The organism is Streptomyces sp. NPDC093109 (assembly GCF_040701725.1).
Lineage (GTDB): Bacteria > Actinomycetota > Actinomycetes > Streptomycetales > Streptomycetaceae > Streptomyces.
In genome coordinates this window covers 203749-224767 of the sequence record NZ_JBFBEZ010000004.1, presented here as the reverse complement: position 1 = coordinate 224767, position 21019 = coordinate 203749, and the positions used below count along the sequence as shown (strand labels likewise).

Genomic DNA, 21019 nt, shown 5'->3' with positions numbered 1-21019 from the left:
CGGTACTGTTCTCCCCACCCGAACTGAACGTCCACGCCTGGAGCCGGGCAAGTCGGCGACTTCTCGCCAAAATGATTGGGGAGTTCGCATACGAGGAAGTCATCGATCCGGCCGCACTCCCCGGGGCGGCCCAGGGCGGCTACTCCCTCGCGCTCGACGCCGGTGAGACGCTCACCTTCCGCGCCGCAAGGGGCTCCTACGGCAGCTGGCGCGTCGACCCCGACTCGATGGAGTGCCAGGGCCGGCCCTTCACGGACCCCCTGCGCTTCCTCCTGATGTCCCGCGGGCTGCTCGCCCTCGACGGCGAAACCCTCGGCCATCTCGTACGGGAACTCACCACCACCCTCGCGGCCGACGCGAAGCTCGCCCACACGGCCCGCACCGCGGCGGACCTCGCGGACCTCGACTACGCGGAACTCGAGGGGCACCAGACCGGCCACCCCTGGATCGTGCTGAACAAGGGCAGGGTCGGCTTCTCCGCCACCGACACGGACCGCTGGGCTCCCGAGGCCCGCACCCCGGCCACCCTCCCGTGGATCGCGGCCAGCACCTCGCTCGCCACCTACCGGGGCATCGCCGGTCTTGACACCCCCGACCTGCTCTACGCCCTCGAACTCGACGATCCCGCACGCGAGCGCTTCGACGCCGTGCTCCGCGACCGGGGCCTCGACCCCGCCGACTACCTCTACCTCCCCGTACACCCCTGGCAGTGGGACGAGGTACTGGTCCAGCTCTACGCCCCGGCGATAGCCGAGGGAGCGATCGTCCCGCTCCCGACCGACGGCGACACACGGCTGCCGCAGCAGTCGATCCGTACGTTCCTGAACATTCAGCGGCCCGACCGGCACACGGTCAAACTGCCGCTGTCGATCCTCAACACACTCGTCTGGCGCGGCCTGCCGACCGAGCGCACCCTGGCCGCCCCCGCCGTCACCGCGTGGATGCACGGGGTACGCGACGCCGACCCGTTCCTCCGCGACGAATGCGGGGTGATCCTGCTGGGCGAAGTCGCCTCCGTGGCCGTCGAGCACCCGCTCTACGACCAACTCCCCGAAGTCCCGTACCAGTACAAGGAACTGCTCGGAGCCATCTGGCGCGAGCCCCTCCAGACCCGGCTGGCACCCGGCGAACGCGCCCGCACGCTCGCCTCCCTCATCCATACGGATCCGCACGGCCGGGCGTTCACCGCCGAACTGGCGGAGCGCTCCGGGCTCGCCGCCACCGACTGGCTCCAGCGGCTCTTCGCGGCGCTCCTGCCACCCCTCCTGCACTTCCTCTACCGGTACGGGACGGTGTTCTCCCCGCACGGCGAGAACGCCATCGTGGTCTTCGACTCCCACGATGTGCCGGTACGGCTGGCGATCAAGGACTTCGTCGACGATGTGAACCTCAGCGCGCGGCCCCTGCCGGAGCACGACGGCATGCCCGCCGACGTGCGGGAGATCCTCCTCACCGAGGAGCCCGCGTTCCTCACACAATTCATCCATTCAGGGCTCTTCGTCGGAGTCTTCCGCTATCTGGCGCCGCTCTGCCAGGAGCAGCTGGGTGTTCCGGAGGACGACTTCTGGTCGCTCGTACGGGCGGAGATCCTGCGGTATCACGCCCGGTTCCCGGAGCTGAAGGAGCGCTTCGAGACATTCGACCTGCTCACACCCCGGATCGCCCGCCTCTGCCTGAACCGGAACCGGCTGCACCTCGACGGCTACCGGGACCGCTCGGAGCGCCCGCACGCGGCTGTGCACGGCACCGTCCCGAACCCGCTGGCCGTCCGGCGGCCGGGCGAGTGACCTCCGTTGTCAGTGCCGCCCCGTAGGGTGGTCGGGCTATGACGAAGCCAACACTCAACGAGCTACTCCACGCCGCCGTCACCTCGGTCGGCGGCGTGGAACGGCCAGGCCAGGTCACCATGGCCGAGGCCGTCGCCGAAGCCATCGACGCCCCGTCCCATCTGCTCGTCCAGGCGGGCACCGGCACCGGAAAGTCCCTGGGCTATCTGGTGCCCGCCCTGGCCCACGGCGAGCGGGTGGTGGTGGCCACGGCGACCCTCGCGCTGCAACGCCAGCTCGTGGAGCGCGACCTTCCCCGCACGGTCGACGCGCTCCACCCGCTGCTGCGCCGGCGGCCCGATTTCGCCATGCTCAAGGGGCGGTCGAACTATCTCTGTCTGCACCGACTGCGCGAAGGCGTGCCGCAGGACGAGGAGGACGGGCTCTTCGACCAGTTCGAGGCGGCGGCGCCCTCCAGCCGGCTGGGCCAGGATCTGCTGCGCATGCGGGACTGGGCGGACGAGACGGAGACGGGCGATCGCGACGATCTGACGCCCGGGGTCTCGGACCGCGCCTGGTCCCAGGCGTCGGTGTCGTCCCGGGAGTGTCTGGGGGCGACGAAGTGCGCGTACGGCGCCGAGTGCTTCGCCGAGCTGGCGCGCGAGCGGGCGAAGCTCGCCGAGGTCGTGGTCACCAATCACGCGCTCCTCGCGATCGACGCGATCGAGGGCGCTCCGGTACTGCCGCAGCACGAGGTGCTGATCGTCGACGAGGCCCATGAGCTGGTCTCGCGGGTCACCGGCGTCGCGACCGGCGAGCTGACACCGGGGCAGGTGCAGCGTGCCGTGCGCCGCTCGGCGAAGCTGATCGACGAGAAGACGGCCGACGCGCTCCAGACGGCCGCCGAGTCGTTCGAGCGCGTCATGGAGCTGGCCCTGCCGGGACGGCTCGAAGAGATCCCCGAGGATCTCGGCTACGCGCTGATGGCGCTGCGTGACGCGGCGCGGACGGTGATCTCGGCGCTCGGCTCGACGCGGGACAAGTCCGTGCAGGACGAGGACGTCGTCCGCAAGCAGGCGCTCGCCTCGGTGGAGTCCATTCACGGCGTCGCGGAACGGATCGCCAACGGCTCCGAGTGGGACGTCGTCTGGTACGAGCGGCACGACCGGTTCGGCGCCTCCCTGCGGGTGGCGCCGCTCTCCGTGTCGGGCCTCCTGCGGGAGAAGCTGTTCACGGACCGCTCGGTCGTTCTGACCTCGGCCACGCTGAAGCTCGGCGGCGACTTCAACGGGGTGGGCGCCTCGCTCGGTCTGGCGCCGGAGGGCACGGAGGGGGAGGACATCCCTCAGTGGAAGGGCATCGACGTCGGCTCGCCCTTCGACTACCGCAAGCAGGGAATCCTCTATGTCGCCCGCCATCTGGCCACGCCGGGCCGGGAAGGCTCGCGCGGCGACATGATGGACGAGCTGGCGGAGCTGGTGGAGGCCGCCGGCGGGCGTACGCTCGGGCTCTTCTCCTCCATGCGTGCCGCACAGGCCGCCGCGGAGGACCTGCGGGGGCGGCTCGAATCGCCGATTCTGCTCCAGGGCGAGGAGACCCTCGGTGAACTGATCAAGGCGTTCGCAGCGGACCCCAAGACCTGTCTGTTCGGCACACTGTCGCTGTGGCAGGGCGTCGATGTGCCGGGACCGAGTTCTCAGCTGGTCGTGATGGACCGGATTCCTTTTCCGCGCCCCGACGACCCGCTGATGAGCGCACGCCAGAAGGCGGTGGAGGAGGCGGGCGGCAATGGGTTCATGTCGGTGGCCGCGACGCATGCCGCGCTGCTGATGGCGCAGGGCGCCGGAAGGCTGGTGCGGGCGAGCGGGGACCGGGGTGTGGTGGCCGTCCTCGATCCGCGGCTGGCCAACGCGCGGTACGGCAGCTTCCTGCGCGCCTCGCTGCCGGATTTCTGGTACACGACCGACCGCAATACGGTACGCCGGTCCCTTGCCGCGATCGACGCGACGGCCGTGGCCGACGGACGGTAGCCGCCGGGCCGGGCGCGTACCCGTATACGCGGAGTTGCGGTACACGAGCGTCCTGCGTGTACCGCAACTGGGGACGGAGTGTGAACGAGCGGCGTCAGACCCGCCGGAGGACGGCCACCACCTTGCCGAGGATGGTCGCGTCATCGCCGGGAATCGGCTGATACGACGCGTTGTGCGGGAGGAGCCAGACATGGCCCTCCTCGCGCCGGAAGCGCTTGACGGTCGCCTCCCCGTCGAGCATGGCGGCGACGATGTCGCCGTTCTCCGCGACGGGCTGGCGGCGGACCGTCACCCAGTCGCCGTCGCAGATCGCTGCCTCGATCATGGAGTCGCCCACGACCTTCAGGACGAACAGCTCTCCGTCACCCACCAGCTGGCGGGGGAGCGGGAACACATCCTCGACGGACTCCTCCGCGAGGATCGGCCCTCCGGCGGCGATCCGGCCGACGAGCGGCACGTACGAGGCAGCCGGCTTGCCGGTCGTGTCCGTCTGCTGGGTGCTCGGCTGGTCCGAGCCGCGGACCTCGTACGCCCTCGGGCGGTGCGGGTCGCGGCGCAGGAAGCCCTTGCGCTCCAGGGCCATCAGCTGATGCGCCACGGACGATGTGCTGGAGAGGCCCACGGCCTGGCCGATCTCCCGCATCGAGGGCGGGTAGCCCCTCCGTTGTACGGAATCGCGGATGACCTCGATGACCCTCCGCTGCCTGTCCGTGAGACCGGAGCTGTCCGCCCTGATCCCTGGAGGCCGGCCGGGCAGCGAGCGGGTGGGCTTGGCGCCCTCCGGATTCATGATCGCGTCATTCATGGCATGCACCGGCTCGAATCGGCTCTGGGAGCGGTCCTGGGCAGTGATGGTGGCACTGTCTGCGGTGGTGGTCACGTCGGCCCCTCTCGAAATGTTCTCCCTAGCTGGACAACGGTAGTAGCTTTCGAAAGGTTGCGCCAAACACACGTTCGAGTGAAAAATCGAAGAGTGCCTACTTTGAGTATCTGTCTGGGTGTATAGGACGCTCTTTCGGTCGTTCGGCGGGCCTCCGTCGTCACGCTGCCGTCAGGTCGGTGTGACGGTGTGTTCCGGGGGCGGCCCCAGTCTTCCACCGGGTGGCCCGCCAGTGGCGGCGCCGCGCCCTTCCCGTACTCTCGGGGCCGGTCGGTGAAGCGTTCGGCCGCCACCCCGACACGCGACACGCGCTGGGTCCTGGTTTGCGGTAAAACCCCAGATCTAGTGGTTGGATTGTCGCAACCACCCAGAGGTTGTGGTCCCCGTGCGAGAGCGGGCGAGACATCGCCTATGCTGGGGATCGCTTCGAGGGGCTCTTTCCGGGCCCTGACGGGTCTATTTCGTCGCGCTGTGAAGAAGGGTTGGTAACCATGCACTGTCCCTTCTGCAGGCACCCCGACAGCCGTGTGGTCGACAGTCGCACCACCGACGACGGGACGTCCATCCGGCGCCGCCGTCAGTGCCCCGACTGCTCCCGTCGTTTCACGACGGTCGAGACCGCCTCACTCATGGTGATCAAGCGCAGCGGCGTCACAGAACCCTTCAGCCGTACCAAGGTCATCTCCGGCGTGCGCAAGGCGTGCCAGGGGCGGCCGGTCACCGAGGACGCCCTCGCCAAGCTCGGCCAGCGGGTCGAGGAGGCGGTACGCGCCACCGGGAGCGCCGAGCTGACCACCCACGACGTGGGGCTTGCCATACTCGGCCCGTTGCAGGAACTCGACCTCGTCGCGTACCTGCGCTTCGCGTCCGTGTACCGGGCGTTCAACTCGCTCGAAGACTTCGAGGCCGCCATCGCGGAACTGCGCGAGCGGCCCCATTCAGAGGAATGCGGCGTCGACGGGGCCACCGAGGTCCCCGTACCCGCCACCGCCGCGGACTGACCGGCCGGCTCGATCCTGGCCGCTCCGCGGTGATGACAGACCTGTCCCGGGTGTGCTCCGTGCATGCCCGAGGCACCAGACAACAGCCCGTGCCACGGGAAGAACATGGCACTTCAGGGCGTTTTTGTACGTACATGGGAGGCGGCATGACAGAGACGGCGAGCGGCCCGGCACGAGGTACCCGAGCCAAGGGGACCAAGAGCGCCAAGGGGTTGCGCATCGAGCGAATCCACACGACCCCCGGTGTGCATCCGTACGACGAGGTCGTCTGGGAACGCCGTGACGTCGTCATGACCAATTGGCGCGACGGCTCGGTCAATTTCGAGCAGCGTGGCGTCGAGTTCCCCGACTTCTGGTCGCTGAACGCGGTCAACATCGTCACCAGTAAGTATTTCCGCGGGGCCGTCGGCACCCCGCAGCGCGAGACCGGGCTGAAGCAGCTGATCGACCGGATCGTGAAGACGTACCGCAAGGCCGGTGAGGACCACCAGTACTTCACCTCGCCCGCCGACGCCGAGATCTTCGAGCACGAGCTGGCCTACGCCCTCCTGCACCAGATCTTCAGCTTCAACTCGCCGGTCTGGTTCAACGTCGGCACGCCCCAGCCGCAGCAGGTCTCGGCGTGCTTCATCCTGTCGGTCGACGACTCCATGGACTCGATCCTCGACTGGTACAAGGAAGAGGGAATGATCTTCAAGGGGGGCTCGGGCGCCGGCCTGAACCTCTCCCGGATCCGCTCCTCCAAGGAGCTCCTCTCCTCCGGCGGCAACGCCTCCGGCCCGGTCTCCTTCATGCGCGGCGCCGACGCCTCCGCCGGAACCATCAAGTCCGGTGGCGCCACGCGGCGGGCCGCCAAGATGGTCATCCTCGACGTCGACCACCCCGACATCGAGGACTTCATCGAGACCAAGGTGAAGGAGGAGGAGAAGATCCGCGCCCTGCGCGACGCGGGCTTCGACATGGACCTGGGCGGCGACGACATCACGTCCGTCCAGTACCAGAACGCCAACAACTCGGTCCGCGTGAACGACGAGTTCATGAAGGCCGTCGAGGCGGGCGGCAAGTTCGGGCTGCGTGCCCGGATGACCGGCGACGTCATCGAAGAGGTCGAGGCCAAGAGCCTCTTCCGCAAGATGGCCGAAGCCGCCTGGGCCTGTGCCGACCCGGGCATCCAGTACGACGACACGATCAACCGCTGGCACACCTGCCCCGAGTCCGGCCGGATCAACGGCTCGAACCCGTGCAGCGAGTACATGCACCTGGACAACACCTCGTGCAACCTCGCCTCGCTGAACCTGATGAAGTTCCTCAAGGACGACGGCAAGGGCAACCAGTCCTTCGAGTCCGAGCGCTTCGCCAAGGTCGTCGAGCTGGTCATCACCGCGATGGACATCTCCATCTGCTTCGCGGACTTCCCGACGCAGAAGATCGGCGAGAACACCCGCGCCTTCCGTCAGCTCGGCATCGGCTACGCCAACCTCGGCGCCCTGCTGATGGCCACGGGTCACGCGTACGACTCCGTGGGGGGCCGCGCGCTGGCCGGCGCCATCACCTCGCTGATGACGGGGACCTCGTACCGGCGCTCCGCCGAGCTGGCGGCGGTCGTCGGCGCGTACGACGGCTACGCCCGCAACGCCGAGCCGCACAAGCGCGTCATGAAGCAGCACTCCGACGCCAACGCCGCGGCCGTTCACGTGGACGACCTGGACGGTCCGGTCTGGGCCGCCGCCACCGAGGCCTGGCAGGACGTGCTGCGCCTCGGCGAGAAGAACGGCTTCCGCAACGCCCAGGCGTCGGTCATCGCGCCGACCGGCACCATCGGTCTCGCGATGTCCTGCGACACCACCGGTCTTGAGCCCGACCTCGCCCTGGTCAAGTTCAAGAAGCTGGTCGGCGGCGGTTCGATGCAGATCGTCAACGGCACAGTTCCGCAGGCGCTGCGCCGCCTCGGCTACCAGCCCGAGCAGATCGAGGCGATCGTCGCCCACATCGCCGAGAACGGCGTGGTCGTCGACGCGCCCGGTCTGAAGACCGAGCACTACGAGGTCTTCGACTGCGCGATGGGCGAGCGCTCCATCTCCGCCATGGGGCATGTCCGCATGATGGCGGCCATCCAGCCGTGGATCAGCGGTGCGCTCTCCAAGACGGTGAACCTTCCGGAGACCGCCACCGTCGAGGACGTCGAAGAGGTCTACTTCGAGGCGTGGAAGATGGGCGTCAAGGCGCTCGCGATCTACCGCGACAACTGCAAGGTCGGCCAGCCCCTCTCCGCCAAGAAGAAGGAGGAGGAGAAGGTCACCGAGAAGGCCGAGGACACCATCCGCCAGGCGGTGGAGAAGGTCATCGAGTACCGCCCGGTCCGCAAGCGTCTGCCCAAGGGCCGGCCCGGTCTCACCACCTCCTTCACGGTCGGCGGTGCCGAGGGGTACATGACGGCCAATTCCTACCCCGACGACGGTCTCGGTGAGGTCTTCCTCAAGATGTCCAAGCAGGGTTCGACCCTCGCGGGGATGATGGACGCCTTCTCGATCGCCGTCTCGGTCGGTCTCCAGTACGGCGTTCCGCTGGAGACGTACGTCTCGAAGTTCACCAACATGCGCTTCGAGCCGGCCGGCATGACGGACGACCCGGACGTGCGGATGGCGCAGTCGATCGTCGACTACATCTTCCGCCGTCTCGCGCTGGACTTCCTGCCCTTCGAGACCCGCTCGGCCCTCGGTATCCACTCGGCCGAGGAGCGGCAGCGCCACCTGGACACCGGTTCGTACGAACCGTCCCTGGACGAGGACGGTCTCGACGCCGAGAGCCTGACCCCGGCCCCGCGGGCACCGGAGCCGGTCGCGCCCAAGGCGGCGGCCGTACCGGCGCCGAAGGTGGCGCACACCTCGGCGGAGCTGGTCGAGATGCAGCTGGGCATCAGCGCCGACGCGCCGCTCTGCTTCTCCTGCGGCACCAAGATGCAGCGGGCGGGCTCCTGCTACATCTGCGAGGGATGCGGCTCCACCAGCGGGTGCAGCTGATCCGATGATCCGTACGCGGCCGGTCGGCCGCGTACGGATACGCGCTTCGAGGGGCGGTGGGCCGGTCGGTCCGCCGCCCCTCGGGGCTGCTCCGCGGGTCAGGCGCCCATCCGCGCGCCGAAGGACTGCGGGTCGGTGTCTGGGAAGCCCCGGACGGACGGGCGGAACAGCCAGGAGCCCGAGGGCTCACGGGTGAACTCCGCGACCGTCGCGGCGGTGGCGTCGGCGAGTCCCGTGAGGTCCTGCTCGGCCAGCTCCGTGTATCCCTCCATGATCCGGACGGCGGGGTTGGCTATCTCGCCGAACGTCCGGTGCCCGTCGCGCTGCTGAATGGCCACACCGACCACCACGCGGACATAGCCGGATCCCAGCCGGTCCAGCTCCAGCGTCATCTCCTCGTCGTCACCGAAGCCCTGGCCGGTGCGGCTCTCCCGGTCCAGGGTGATCGTCCCGTCCGGGGAGCGGCTGCCGAAGTGGACCAGGTAGGCGGGCACCGTCGGGGCGTCGGCCGTGAAGGTCGCCGCCACGATGTCGAGATCGTGCGGCGGACCGCCCCTGGGGCTCGGGTCCCACTTGAGCGCGACCTCGACCTTGGACACTCCCCTGTTGAGACTGCTCACCAGTCTTCCCCCTCCGTCGGACCGTTGGACATCGGACCGTCGGACCCAAGGCTAGTCCGGGGGTACGACAACGCACCGGGTGATCTGTCCAGTTGGCGCCATCTTGGCCGGTACTCGCCCCAACTGAGAGGGGTACGCCGTTCACGGCCGCTCCGTATCGCATCGGTATCGCCTCCCCCGGGAGAGTGACCGGTGCCACGTCCCGCGCCGTACGATGGCGCCGTGCTGGTCAAGTGGATTCGCTGCACCGTGGTCGACCGTCGAGGTTTCGAACGTGGACAGCGGAAATGGGCGGGGTTGCTCGGTGAGCCGGGATTCCGGGGACAGAGCGGGGGATGGAGCAGGGCGAGGCCGGGCGTGGTCCATGTGTTCGCGTTCTGGGAGAGCCGCGCGTTCTACGACTCGTTCATGGCGCGCTCGCACGACCGGCTGGCCGCTTCGCAGGTGGGGACGTTCAAGGACATCCAGGTCAAGCTCTTCGACTACCGCTTCGATGTGAAGACGGGTTTCGAGCCGCGGTTCACCGACGCGGATGTGGTCCGGTTCGCGCACTGCAAGGTGCACGAGGACCGGGTGGAGCACTTCGCGCTGATGCAGGAGAAGGTCTGGAACCCTGCGATGGCCGGATCGCCCGGCATGGTGCGGGGGGTGTTCGGCGAGGCGCCCGGCCACGAGTTCATCGTGCTCTCGATGTGGCAGTCGGCCGCGGAGCACGGAAAGTACCGGGCCGAGCGCGTCGAGCGGCTGACGCTGCGCGCCCAGACGGCCTCGGACGTGGCGGCGCTGGCGGGGGACGTCGTCGACCTCGAAGCGTCCTGGACGGTGTGACCGGGACTTTCCGGCCATGTCTGTTTCTTCCCTGGCTGCGCCGAATGGCCGGTAGTCAGGGGTACCGGTCGTACTATCGGATCCGGCCCGATCTAGGGTCGGGGCATGGCGCGACCGCAACGCATCGTCCTGGTCCGGCACGGCGAGTCGGAGGGCAACGCCGACGACACCGTGTACGAGCGGGAACCGGACCATGCCCTGGCGCTCACCGGAATCGGCCGCGGACAGGCCGAGGAGACCGGGGCGCGGCTGCGCGCGCTCTTCGGCGGGGAGCGGATCAACGTCTTCGTCTCCCCGTACCGCCGTACCCATCAGACCCTGCAGGCCTTCGGCCTGGACCCCGAACAGGTGCGGATACGGGAGGAGCCCCGGCTGCGCGAGCAGGACTGGGGGAACTGGCAGGACCGGGACGACGTCCGCCTCCAGAAGGCGTACCGGGACGCGTACGGGCACTTCTTCTACCGCTTCGCGCAGGGCGAGTCCGGCGCCGATGTGTACGACCGCGTCAGCGCGTTCCTGGAATCCCTCCACCGCAGTTTCGACGCGCCGGACTCGCCGGAGAACGTGCTGCTGGTGACCCACGGGCTGACCATGCGGCTGTTCTGCATGCGGTGGTTCCACTGGTCGGTGGCTGAATTCGAGTCACTGTCGAACCCCGGCAACGCGGAGACCAGAACCCTGCTGCTGGGCGCGGACGGCCGGTACACCCTGGACCGCCCCTTCGACCGCTGGCGTCTCCCCGAGCCGTACGGCCGTACGGGATAAAGCCGTAGCGGACAGAGCCGTACCGGATAGAATGAATGTGCGATGACCGTTGATTCCCTGCCCGGCCGGAGCCCCGGCCAGCGCTTCGAGCGCGCTCTTGCCAGCCTGCGAGGGCTGGCCGTGGGAGACGCCTTGGGCTCCCAGTTCTTCGTACCGTCCAACTATCCACTGCTGAAGCGGCGCGAGCTGCCGCCGGGCGACTGGCAGTGGACCGACGACACCGAGATGGGCGCTTCGGTCCTGGCGGTGCTGGCCGTGCACGGCCGTATCGACCAGGACGCGCTCGCGCGCTCGTTCGCCGACAACCACGATTTCGACCGGGGATACGGTCCCGCCGTCAACCGGATGCTCCGGCTCGTCCGGGAGGGCGGCGACTGGCGTGAACTCGCCGCCGGGCTCTTCGACGGGCAGGGCTCGTGGGGCAACGGCGCCGCGATGCGCATCGCGCCGCTCGGCGCCTGGTACGCGGACGACCCGGAGCAGGCCACACACCAGGCCGAGGTCTCCGCGTACACCACCCACCAGCACCGCGAGGCCGTGGCCGGCGCGATGGCGGTGGCCGCCGCCGCTGCCCTGGCGGCTTCCCCGGCGGGTCCGCCCTCGCCCGAGGCGCTGCTCGACGGGGTGGTGGCGCTGGTGCCGCGCAGCGCCGTCGGCGCGGGCCTGCGCCGGGCCCGCGACATGCTGGACTACGCGGACGCGGGCACGGTCGCCGCGGTCCTCGGCAGCGGCCGGCGCACCAGCGCGCACGACACGGTGCCCTTCGCCCTGTGGTCCGCCGCCCGCGCGCTCGACGACTACGAGCGCGGCTTCTGGACCACGGCCCAGGCGGGCGGGGACACCGATACGACCTGCGCGATCGCCGGGGGAGTGATCTCCGCCGGCCCTGCGGGGGCGCCGCCGGAGCACTGGCGGGCGCGGACAGAGGCGCTCCCGGACTGGCTGCCGTCCGCCGCCTCCGTCCGCTGAACCGGATCAGGGTGCCGGCCGGACAGGCCCCGGGGCACGGCGAGTTGGGCCCGGAACGGCCGCGCGCGAGCCGGCCGCGGAGCCCGCGGCAGGGTTCCGCACCGGACGGGTGGTACCCGGTCTGTCGTACCCGGTGCGGGCGGCGTAACCTGGCTAGTGCCATGCCGTACGAACCACCCACGCACACCGTTGAGCGCTCGCTGCGCGCCACCACCGACGCCAGGATCATCGCGGGCGTCGACGAGGTCGGACGCGGCGCGTGGGCCGGACCCGTCACGGTGTGCGCGGCCGTCACGGGACTGCGCAGGCCGCCCGCCGGTCTCACCGACTCCAAGCTGATCAGCCCCAAACGCCGTACGGAGCTGGTCGGCGAACTGGAGGCGTGGGTCACCTCGTACGCCCTCGGGCACTCCTCCCCGGAGGAGATCGACGCCCTCGGGATGACCGCGGCGCTCAGGCTCGCCGCCGTACGCGCCCTGGAGGCGCTGCCGGTGCGGCCCGACGCGGTGATCCTCGACGGCAAGCACGACTATCTCGGAGGGCCCTGGAAGGTGCGTACGGTCATCAAGGGCGATCAGTCCTGCATCTCGGTGGCGGCCGCCTCGGTGCTCGCCAAGGTGCGCAGGGACGCCATGATGGCCGAACTGGGCGCCGGGTCCGAGGAGTACGTCCCCTTCGCCTTCGACGCCAACGCGGGCTATCCCTCGCCCGTGCACAAGGCGGCGCTGGAGGAGCGGGGCCCGACGGCGCACCACCGGCTCTCGTGGTCCTATCTCGACGCGCTGCCCCGATGGCGGCACCTCAAGAAGGTCCGGGTCTCCGCGGAGGCCGCGGCCATGGAAAGCGGGGGCCAACTCGGCTTCGATTTCTGAACGTCCGGCGTTCCGGGCCGCACCGCGGTCCGGAACGTTCGGTGCTCTTCTCGCCCATGTGCCCTTCCGGCAGTGGGTATGGGTACGAATGTGCCCACCCGCCGATGCGTTTAGCACCGGTGTTTGATAGACATCCAGTCATGCCTCTCATCCCTCAGGAGCCTCAGATTCACGAGAGAGCCCAGGGTCCCAGCGCCGCGCCGGCCACCGGCCGCACCGCGCCGACCCCTCGTCCTGTACCCGGTCCGCGTCCCGTCCCCGGGCCGCGCTCCGCCGCGACGCCGCGTCCCGGACGTCCGGGTCCCGGTCCCGCGAGGCCCGCGCCGCCGGCGCAGCGCTCGCAGTCCGCCGGCCAGCCGAAGGCGCCCGGCACCTCCACTCCCAACTCCCCTTCCGCACCCCGGATCCAGCTCGTCCCGGCCACGGCCGAGGGCGCGCTCGACGCCGCGGAGGAGGCGGTCGACCTGCTGCTCGACGCCGGTCGCGCGCCGGGCGGCATCCTCGTGCTCACCACCGGTGAACAGCACCCGTGGGCCACCCACGAGCTGTCCTTCGGCGAGGCCGCGTACTGGGCGCAGCACGACGCGAGCGAAGACGTGTTCTTCGCCGACGCCGCCGCTGTCACCCGTGCGCGACCCCGGCCCGTCGTGGTCGTCGTGGTGAACGGCGGCGGTGACGAAGCCGTCGCCCGGGTGCTGCCCCTGGCCCGGGAGCGGGCCGCCGAACTGCTCGTCGTGTGCGGCGACTCCGCGAAGATCAACCCCGTGCTCGGCGCGGGCGTCTGAGCCGTACGACATCCGGTGCGCCTCCGGTCGGGCGGAAGCGCACGTCGTACGGCCAGGTCGTGACCCGGCTGCCCGCTCCGGGGCGGCCGGGCCGCCGTGCGTCAGCGGGCGGCCGTACGCCGGAGCGCCTCCATGGCGCCACCGCCACCGCGCAGCGGTGAGGGCGCGGGCTCGGCGGCCGTCTCCGCGAGAGCGGCGGGCGGCGACTCGGAGCTGGGACGACGGCCACCGCGGCCCTCGCCCAGCACCTGCCAGCCGCCGCGCGTCAGCGTGATGTACGCCCCGCAGCGCAGTCCGTGCAGGGTGCAGGCGTCCCGCAGGCCCCAGAGCCACGCTCCGTCCTCCTCCGTCCAGCGCTCGTCGCCCTCGCGGCAGTAGAGCAGCACGGCGGTGCGGACGGGCGTGCGACGGCGCAGATCGTGCGGGATGACGCGGCGCAGATGGGCCAGCAGCGCGTTCCGGAACTCCCAGCCGTCCACCGGCACGGCGCGTGGCACGAACGACGCGCTGGCGGCGAGCCGTTCCTCATGGTCGAGCACGGCCACGACGGCGGTCCCCGGCACGGGCCCGTGCCGGCTGTGCAGGCCGCTGACGACCTCGCGGGGATCCCGGAGCAGCGGAATTCCCGCCGCCGCCCACTCGGCGGGTTCGAGCATCCTGGCGAGGCGGCTGACGGAAACGGCCGGATTGTTCATCGAACCGGCTGCGGACGGAGCGAATCCGAAGGTCACGTTCCTCCCTTCGCATACGCGCCCACACTGCGGGCAGGGTTGGGTGGGCACGCGCCGCGGCACAGCCCTGGCGGATCGCGAACGGGCCGTGCGGGGGCAGTTCCAATTCTCACCGGCGCGGGGGCGCGCGGCAACGAGCAATTGGCGCCGCCGACCGGAATGCGGAGAAATGACGGTCATATCCCTGCCGCTATCCACCGCGGACAGCGCTTCCGCTCAGGTCTGAACGGCGAGGACCAGCGGGAACACCCCCTCCGCACCGGCCCGGAGCAGCAGCCGCGCGGCCACCGCGAGCGTCCAGCCGGTGTCCGAGAGATCGTCGACGAGCAGCACGGGGCCGCCGGCGGACGCCAGGGCGGCGGCCAGCTCGGGCGGCACCGCCAGAGTCCTGTGCAGCGCCCGTACCCGCTGCGCGCTGTTCGTACGGGAGAGAACGCCGTCGGCCTCATCCGGAGTGGAGGTGACCGTGCCGAGCAGGGGCATCCGGCCGGCCTCCGCGATCCGGCCGCCGAGCGACCCGACGAGCAGGGGCCTGCCGTACGAGGCGACGGTGACCACCCCGACGGGCCGGGGCGGCGCGTCGGGCGCGCCGGAGGCCCAACCGCCAGGCCCCTTCGCCCAGTCGGCGAGCACGCTCACCACCGCGCCCGCCACATCGTCGGACACCGGGCCGTCCTGGGACTGTGGCGCGAGCAGGGGACGGAGCCGGTTCCCCCAGCCGATGTCGGACAGCCGGCCCAGCGCGCGCCCCGGGAAGGACTGTTCCCCCGGGGGAATGCGGCCCTTGAGATCGACACCGACCGCCGCCAGCCCGGTCGGCCACATCTTCCGGGGCTCCACCTCGACTCCCGGTCTGCCCAGCTCGCCCCGCGCGGCGTCCAGGGCCGCGCCGGTCACCTTGTCCTCGAACCGCGCCCCCGCGCAGTTGTCGCACCGCCCGCAGGCGACGGCCTTCTCGTCGTCCAGCTGCCGGCGCAGGAACTCCATCCGGCAGCCGGTCCCCGACGCGTAGTCCCGCATGGCCTGCTGCTCGGCCCCGCGCTGCCGCGCCACCCAGGCGTACCGCTCGGTGTCGTAGACCCACGGCCGGCCCGTGGCCGTCCAGCCGCCCTTCACCCGCCGTACCGCGCCGTCCACGTCCAGCACCTTGAGCATCGTCTCCAGCCGGGTGCGCCGCAGCTCCACCAGCGGCTCCAGCGCCGGCAGCGACAGCGGCCGGTCGGCCCGTCCCAGCACATCGAGGGTGCGGCGGACCAGCTCCTCCGGAGGGAAGGCGACCGAGGCGAAGTACTGCCAGATCGCCTCGTCCTCCTTGCCCGGCAGCAGCAGCACCTCGGCATGCGCCACCCCGCGGCCGGCACGGCCCACCTGCTGGTAGTACGCGATGGGCGAGGACGGCGAACCGAGATGGACCACGAATCCGAGATCGGGCTTGTCGAACCCCATGCCGAGCGCGGAGGTGGCGACCAGCGCCTTGACCCGGTTGGCCAGCAGATCGTCCTCCGCCTGCTGGCGCTCCGCGTTCTCCGTACGTCCCGTGTACGAGGCGACCGTGTGCCCGCACTGACGCAGAAACGCGGTGACCTCCTCGGCCGCCGCGACCGTGAGGGTGTAGATGATCCCCGACCCCGGCAGCTCGGTCAGATGGTCGGCCAGCCAGGCCAGCCGGTGGGCCGCGTCCGGCAGCCGGAGCACATGCAGGCTGAGGCTCTCCCGGTCCAGCGGCCCGCGCAGCACCAGCGCGTCCGTCCCCGCCCCCGTCCCCAACTGCTCGGCCACGTCGGCCGTCACCCGGGAGTTCGCCGTGGCCGTGGTGGCGAGGACCGGAACTCCGGACGGCAGCTCCGCGAGCATGGTCCGCAGCCGCCGGTAGTCGGGCCGGAAATCGTGGCCCCAGTCGGAGATGCAGTGCGCCTCGTCCACCACCAGCAGGCCGGTCGCCGCGGCGAGCCGGGGCAGGACCTGGTCGCGGAAGTCCGGATTGTTCAGCCGCTCCGGGCTGACCAGCAGGACATCGACCTCGCCCCCGGCCACCTCCGCCTGGATGGTGTCCCACTCCTCGGCGTTGGACGAATTGATCGTCCTGGCCCGGATCCCGGCCCGGGCGGCGGCCTCCACCTGATTGCGCATCAGCGCGAGCAGCGGGGAGACGATCACGGTCGGGCCGGCGCCGGCCGCCCGCAGCAGCGAGGTCGCGACGAAGTAGACCGCCGACTTCCCCCAGCCGGTGCGCTGGACGACCAGGGCCCTGCGTCTGTCGGCGACGAGCGCCTCGATGGCCCGCCACTGGTCCTCACGCAGCCGGGCGGAGCCGTCGGCGCTCCCGACAAGACGGGCGAGTACGGAGTCGGCCGAGGCCCGGAGAGCTGCGCGGTCTGGGTTGGTCATGCCCCCATGCAACCCGATGGCTCCGACAAACCGCGAATGTGTCCGACCCCCTGTGGATAACTTTATCCACAGGGGTCGCGGGAAATGGCCGTGCCGCGAGACCGTCGAGCCATGAACACGCACAAGCACCACGAACCGACCGGATCCGCCGCCGAGCAGCGGATCACCCTGCGCAGCCCCGCCGAACTCGCGGACGCCCTTCCGTACGTGCTCGGCTTCCACCCCGACGACTCGGTCGTCATGGTCGCGCTCCACGGTGAGCGGGGGCGCTTCGGCGGGCGGCTCAGGCTCGGCATCCCGCGCTCGCCGCAGGAGTGGCCGCCGGTGGCCGAGCAGCTCGCCGAGTGCCTGATCGAGGGCAGCGAGCGGCGCGGCTCCCGGCCCGACGGCGTGGTCGCCTTCCTCTGCCAGGACCCGGCGGAGGGGGAGACCGGCCGACAGGTGATGGAGCGGCTGCGGCCCTTCGCGCAACGGCTGCGGACCGCCTGCGGAAGTCTCGACGTGCCCGTGCACGAGGTGCTCTGCATCTCCGGCGGACGTTTCTGGTCCTACTGCTGCCCCGACACACGCTGCTGCCCGCCGGAGGGCACCGGCCTTGCCCTGCCCGGTACGTCGGTGATGGCCGCCGCCGCCACCTACGCCGGGGTCCAGGTCCGGGGATCGCTGCGCGACATGGAGGCCCGGCTGGAACCCTGGCGCACCCCGGCCGCCGAGGAGCAGGAACGCGCGCTCGACGACGCGGGCACCGCGCTCGTACCCAGGATCCTGACCGGCGGGAGCCGGGAACAGGTCGGTACGGAGACCCTGGAACTGGCCCGCGGCCTGATGGGGAAGCTGGCACGGGCGGAGCGGCTGCCGGGTGCGGCGCCCGCCCGGCAGGACGCCGAGGACGACCGGCTGATCAGCCACGAGGAGGCGGCGGCCGTGATTCTCGGCCTCCAGGACAGGGAGACCCGGGACCGCGCCGCCGAGTGGATGGAAGGCGCGGAGGCCGCGCCCGCGCTGCGGCTCTGGCGCGCGCTCTCCCGGCGCTGCGTCGGTTCGTACGCCGAACACGCGGCGGCCCCGCTGGCCCTGGCCGGCTGGGTCGCCTGGTCCACCGGTGACGAGCCCGGCGCCCGGGTCGCCCTCGGGCTCGCCCTGCGGCTCGACCCGAAATACGTCTTCGCCCAACTGCTCCACCAGGCGTGCAACGAGGGGCTCGACCCGGAGGCGCTGCGCCGCTGTCTGCGTGAGGAGCGCGGCAGCCGCGAGCCGGCCGGCTCGCGCAAGCCCGGCGGGCGGGCCGGCCGGGTCGGGCGTGGCGTGGGGCGTCCGGCCGCCGGGGCGCGTCGGCCGAAGACCCAGCGGGTCCTGCCGCGGACGGGGTCCCGGGCGGGTGTGAGGACGGGCCGGGACCGCGCGGGGCGGAGCGGGCAGCGTGGGAGCAGGACCGGGCGATGACGGCCGTGGTCATCGGGCGGGCGGACGGATGGCCGAGAAGTACCGGCCGAGGTCGACGGAAGGACTGTTTATCGTCAGGCAGACGACTATGATCGCCGCATGCCCCCCTACGACCCGTCGGCCTTCCCTGCGTTCGCTGTCACCGTCGATCTGGTGGTGCTCACCGTGCGCCGCCACGCGCTCTGCGCACTGGTCGTGCGGCGCGGGGAGCCGCCCTTCCAGGGGCGGTGGGCGCTGCCCGGCGGCTTCGTCCGGGGCGACGAGGACCTCGCCGCGGCGGCGGCACGCGAACTGGCCGAGGAGACCGGGCTCTGCGCGCACGACCCGGTGTCCCCGGCGCCCGGGAACGCGGCCCATCTCGAACAGCTCGCCACCTACGGAGATCCCGGTCGGGACCCCAGGATGCGGGTGGTCAGCGTGGCGCATCTGGCGCTGTCGCCCGATCTCCCGGCGCCCCGGGCCGGGGGCGACGCCAACAGCGCGCGCTGGGCCCCGGTGGACGCGCTGCTCGGCCAGGAGGGCGGCTTCGCCCGGGAGGACGAGCAGCCCGCGCCGCTCGCCTTCGACCATGCGCGGATCCTGGCGGACGGGGTGGAGCGGGCCCGGTCCAAAATCGAATACTCCTCGCTGGCCACGGCGTTCTGCCCGTCCGAGTTCACCGTCGGCGAGCTGCGCCGGGTGTACGAGGCGGTGTGGGGGGTGGTGCTCGATCCCAGGAACTTCCACCGCAAGGTGACGGGCACGCCGGGCTTCCTGGTCCCGTCGGGCGGCACCACCACCCGGCAGGGCGGCCGGCCCGCCCAGCTGTTCCGGGCCGGCGGAGCGACCGTCCTCAACCCGCCGATGCTGCGCCCCGAGGTCTGAGCGCCGAAGTCCGGGAGCCGGGCCGGGGCTTCGGGGGCGGAGGGCGCCGGGGCGGGGCGTGGGCCGGACACCCGGCACACGCCCTACGCCGCAAGTCGGACATATAGCGTTATCTTGCTGGGGTATCCGCTCCACAGCCGAGCGGTCCCGCCCCTTCCGCGAGAGAAGCGATGCTCCAGGCCATCGGACTGACCAGCGCCCCCCGTCGAGACCTCACACCCGCCGTGGACGATCTGACCTTCGAGGCGCCGCCGGGCTCCGTCACCGCGCTGCTCGGTGCCCCCGGTGCCGGAAAGACCACCGCGCTCCGGCTGATGCTCGAACTCGAACCGGGGCGCGGCGTCACCTACTTCCGCGGCCGGCCGCTCCACCGCATCGGTCATCCGGCCCGGGAGATCGGGGTGCTCCTCGGTGATGTGCCGGGCCATCCCGCGCGTACCGCCAGGGGGCAGCTCAGGATGGTCTGCGCCGCCGCGGGCGTGCCCGCCTCGCGCGCCGACGAACTCCTCGACGTCGTCGGGCTCGGCGCGCTGCGCGACGAGCGCCTCGGCTCCCTCTCGCTCGGGATGGACCGCAGGCTCGGGCTCGCCTCGGCGCTGCTTGGCGACCCGCACACGCTTCTGCTCGACGCGCCCTCGGCGGGTCTCTCGCCCCGCGAGAACAGCTGGCTGCACGGACTGCTGCGCGCCCACGCCGGACACGGCGGCACCGTGCTCTACACCACCAGCGACCCCAAGGAGGCGGCCAGGACCGCCGACCGGGTCGTCACCGTCGACGGGGGCCGGCTCGTCGCCGACCAGGACGCGGCCTCCTTCGCCCGTACCCGGCTGCGGCCCCGGGTCGCCGTCAGGACGCCGCACGCCGCACGCCTGGCGGACGCGCTGAACCGCGAGGCGCGCGCGGGCCGGCGCTCCGTCGAAGTGGTCGCGGAGGAGGGCGCGGGCAGTCTGCTGACTGTCTACGGCAGCAGCTGCCCGGAGGTCGGCGAGACCGCTTTCCGGCACGGCGTACTGGTCCATCAGCTCGCCGACGAGATCGGTGACACCGGGCCCGCCGCCTCCTCTGCCGCCGCCTCGCCTCCCGCCGCTTCCCCTTCCGCCGCTTCTCCCGCCGCCGCCGGGGCCGGTGGCGGCGGTTCGGGGCCGCTGCCTCCTCCCTTGTCCGGCCGCCCGATCCGGGGTCCGCTCCGGCCGGTGCGTTACGAACTCCGCCGTATGTGCGGGGTGCGGTCCGCGCCGCTGATCGCCGCCGCCGTCCTCGTCACGTCCCTGGCCCTCGCCGTGCCCCTCGCCCGTACCGGAGCCACTCCGCTGCCCGGCCTGCTGGCGGCCTGGCCCGCGATCCTGCCGCTGCCCCCCGCGGCCCTCGGCGCGGGGCTGCTCGGCGCGCTCTCCTTCGGGGACGAGTACCGCTACCCGGCGCTCGCCGGGGCGCGTGGCACCGTGCCGCGCCGGCTCGGCCTGCTGGTCGCCAAACTCGCCGTCACGGCGGCTGCGGCCCTGCTGCTCGCCGCTCTGTCGGTCCTGGCCGACGCCGGGGCGCTGCGGCTCGCGTACGGGGCCGCCGCCGTGCCCGTACCCGGCAACTGGCCCGTGCTCTGCGCCGGTTGGGCCGGGCTGGCCGTCGGCTGCGCCTGGGCGGGGCTGCTGGGCGCCGGCATCTTCCGCGTCACCATCGCCGGGATGGCCGCGGTCGTCGCCGTACCGACCCTCGTCGGTCCCCTCGTGCAGAAGGCGCTCACCGGGCCGTCCGCGCGTTCGGTCGTCGGACTCCCGGGCCGGCTGCGGGAGCTGGCCTGGCCCGCGTGGCCGCCCCGGATCGACCACTGGCTGACGGCCGCGGCCGGACTCGTCGCCCAGCCGGTCGCGGCGGCGCTCGCGCTGTCGCTGTCGGTCCTGCTCTGCGCGTATCTGCTCACCGGCCTTCGCCGGAGGGCCCGTTGGTGACCACCGGACGACCGGACCGTACGGAGGTGTCCGCAACTACCCCGATAACGCCCGCTTCTTTCCGATAAGGCGTCAATCGAGGGGTGGGTGCCGATCACCCTTTCGTGTGCT

General features: G+C 71.5%; 16 protein-coding genes. 12 read left to right on the top strand and 4 right to left on the bottom strand.

The features are described 5' to 3' along the window. Positions 1-5 precede the first annotated feature (5 nt). Both AB0389_RS06835 and AB0389_RS06830 read left to right on the top strand, forming a co-directional pair. The gene (locus AB0389_RS06835; RefSeq protein WP_366394296.1) at positions 6-1787 is read left to right on the top strand and encodes an IucA/IucC family siderophore biosynthesis protein; all 1782 of its coding nucleotides are present in this window, start codon (positions 6-8) and stop codon (positions 1785-1787) included. A gap of 38 nt (positions 1788-1825) precedes the next feature. Further along, positions 1826-3796, top strand: coding sequence for an ATP-dependent DNA helicase (locus AB0389_RS06830; protein ID WP_366394252.1), 1971 nt, complete (start codon positions 1826-1828; stop codon positions 3794-3796). Between the two features lie 94 nt (positions 3797-3890). Here AB0389_RS06830 and lexA read toward each other — a convergent pair whose 3' ends face one another. Then, entirely contained in the window at positions 3891-4676 is a 786-nt protein-coding gene (gene lexA, locus AB0389_RS06825) for a transcriptional repressor LexA (RefSeq protein WP_366394251.1), read from the bottom strand. Between the two features lie 491 nt (positions 4677-5167). On the opposite strand from lexA, the gene nrdR reads away from it, so the two are divergent. After that, entirely contained in the window at positions 5168-5677 is a 510-nt protein-coding gene (gene nrdR / locus AB0389_RS06820; protein ID WP_366394250.1) for a transcriptional regulator NrdR, read from the top strand. Between the two features lie 146 nt (positions 5678-5823). Next, positions 5824-8697: a vitamin B12-dependent ribonucleotide reductase gene (locus tag AB0389_RS06815; RefSeq protein WP_366394249.1), complete on the top strand. Its 2874-nt coding sequence runs from the start codon at positions 5824-5826 to the stop codon at positions 8695-8697. A 98-nt stretch (positions 8698-8795) separates the two neighbouring features. Here AB0389_RS06815 and AB0389_RS06810 read toward each other — a convergent pair whose 3' ends face one another. Further along, positions 8796-9317: a TerD family protein gene (locus tag AB0389_RS06810; RefSeq protein ID WP_366394248.1), complete on the bottom strand. Its 522-nt coding sequence runs from the start codon at positions 9315-9317 to the stop codon at positions 8796-8798. Between the two features lie 222 nt (positions 9318-9539). Here AB0389_RS06810 and AB0389_RS06805 point away from each other — a divergent pair, with 222 nt between their 5' ends. The 5 genes from AB0389_RS06805 to AB0389_RS06785 all read left to right on the top strand — a co-directional run bounded on the left by AB0389_RS06805 (position 9540) and on the right by AB0389_RS06785 (position 13536). Continuing rightward, entirely contained in the window at positions 9540-10145 is a 606-nt protein-coding gene (locus AB0389_RS06805) for a YdbC family protein (RefSeq protein ID WP_366394247.1), read from the top strand. A gap of 105 nt (positions 10146-10250) precedes the next feature. Beyond that, entirely contained in the window at positions 10251-10910 is a 660-nt protein-coding gene (locus tag AB0389_RS06800) for a histidine phosphatase family protein (RefSeq protein WP_366394246.1), read from the top strand. Between the two features lie 42 nt (positions 10911-10952). After that, complete coding sequence (locus AB0389_RS06795) at positions 10953-11879, top strand: ADP-ribosylglycohydrolase family protein (RefSeq protein WP_366394245.1); 927 nt, start codon at positions 10953-10955, stop codon at positions 11877-11879. Positions 11880-12040: 161 nt separating this feature from the next. After that, complete coding sequence (locus tag AB0389_RS06790) at positions 12041-12751, top strand: ribonuclease HII (protein WP_366394244.1); 711 nt, start codon at positions 12041-12043, stop codon at positions 12749-12751. A 140-nt stretch (positions 12752-12891) separates the two neighbouring features. Beyond that, complete coding sequence (locus tag AB0389_RS06785) at positions 12892-13536, top strand: hypothetical protein (protein ID WP_366394243.1); 645 nt, start codon at positions 12892-12894, stop codon at positions 13534-13536. 101 nt (positions 13537-13637) lie between these two features. Here AB0389_RS06785 and AB0389_RS06780 read toward each other — a convergent pair whose 3' ends face one another. Together AB0389_RS06780 and AB0389_RS06775 are read right to left on the bottom strand one after the other, a co-directional pair. Further along, positions 13638-14267: a hypothetical protein gene (locus AB0389_RS06780; protein WP_366394242.1), complete on the bottom strand. Its 630-nt coding sequence runs from the start codon at positions 14265-14267 to the stop codon at positions 13638-13640. A 216-nt stretch (positions 14268-14483) separates the two neighbouring features. Next, positions 14484-16655 (bottom strand): RecQ family ATP-dependent DNA helicase, encoded by a 2172-nt coding sequence (locus AB0389_RS06775; RefSeq protein ID WP_366394241.1) that lies wholly within the window; start codon positions 16653-16655, stop codon positions 14484-14486. Positions 16656-16766: 111 nt separating this feature from the next. Here AB0389_RS06775 and AB0389_RS06770 point away from each other — a divergent pair, with 111 nt between their 5' ends. The 3 genes from AB0389_RS06770 to AB0389_RS06760 all read left to right on the top strand — a co-directional run bounded on the left by AB0389_RS06770 (position 16767) and on the right by AB0389_RS06760 (position 20908). Then, complete coding sequence (locus tag AB0389_RS06770) at positions 16767-18098, top strand: DUF4192 domain-containing protein (RefSeq protein WP_366394240.1); 1332 nt, start codon at positions 16767-16769, stop codon at positions 18096-18098. 99 nt (positions 18099-18197) lie between these two features. After that, complete coding sequence (locus AB0389_RS06765; RefSeq protein WP_366394239.1) at positions 18198-18962, top strand: NUDIX domain-containing protein; 765 nt, start codon at positions 18198-18200, stop codon at positions 18960-18962. Between the two features lie 170 nt (positions 18963-19132). Further along, positions 19133-20908, top strand: coding sequence for an ATP-binding cassette domain-containing protein (locus tag AB0389_RS06760; RefSeq protein WP_366394238.1), 1776 nt, complete (start codon positions 19133-19135; stop codon positions 20906-20908). The last annotated feature ends 111 nt before the right edge of the window (positions 20909-21019 follow it).

Coding starts and splice junctions, on each gene's coding strand:
- AB0389_RS06785 (WP_366394243.1), top strand. CDS start 12,892: ATGCCTCTCATCCCTCAGGAGCCTCAGATTCACGAGAGAGCCCAGGGT.
- nrdR (WP_366394250.1), top strand. CDS start 5,168: ATGCACTGTCCCTTCTGCAGGCACCCCGACAGCCGTGTGGTCGACAGT.
- AB0389_RS06775 (WP_366394241.1), bottom strand. CDS start 16,655: ATGACCAACCCAGACCGCGCAGCTCTCCGGGCCTCGGCCGACTCCGTA.
- AB0389_RS06760 (WP_366394238.1), top strand. CDS start 19,133: ATGCTCCAGGCCATCGGACTGACCAGCGCCCCCCGTCGAGACCTCACA.
- AB0389_RS06815 (WP_366394249.1), top strand. CDS start 5,824: ATGACAGAGACGGCGAGCGGCCCGGCACGAGGTACCCGAGCCAAGGGG.
- AB0389_RS06790 (WP_366394244.1), top strand. CDS start 12,041: ATGCCGTACGAACCACCCACGCACACCGTTGAGCGCTCGCTGCGCGCC.
- AB0389_RS06770 (WP_366394240.1), top strand. CDS start 16,767: ATGAACACGCACAAGCACCACGAACCGACCGGATCCGCCGCCGAGCAG.
- AB0389_RS06800 (WP_366394246.1), top strand. CDS start 10,251: ATGGCGCGACCGCAACGCATCGTCCTGGTCCGGCACGGCGAGTCGGAG.
- AB0389_RS06765 (WP_366394239.1), top strand. CDS start 18,198: ATGCCCCCCTACGACCCGTCGGCCTTCCCTGCGTTCGCTGTCACCGTC.
- AB0389_RS06795 (WP_366394245.1), top strand. CDS start 10,953: ATGACCGTTGATTCCCTGCCCGGCCGGAGCCCCGGCCAGCGCTTCGAG.
- AB0389_RS06830 (WP_366394252.1), top strand. CDS start 1,826: ATGACGAAGCCAACACTCAACGAGCTACTCCACGCCGCCGTCACCTCG.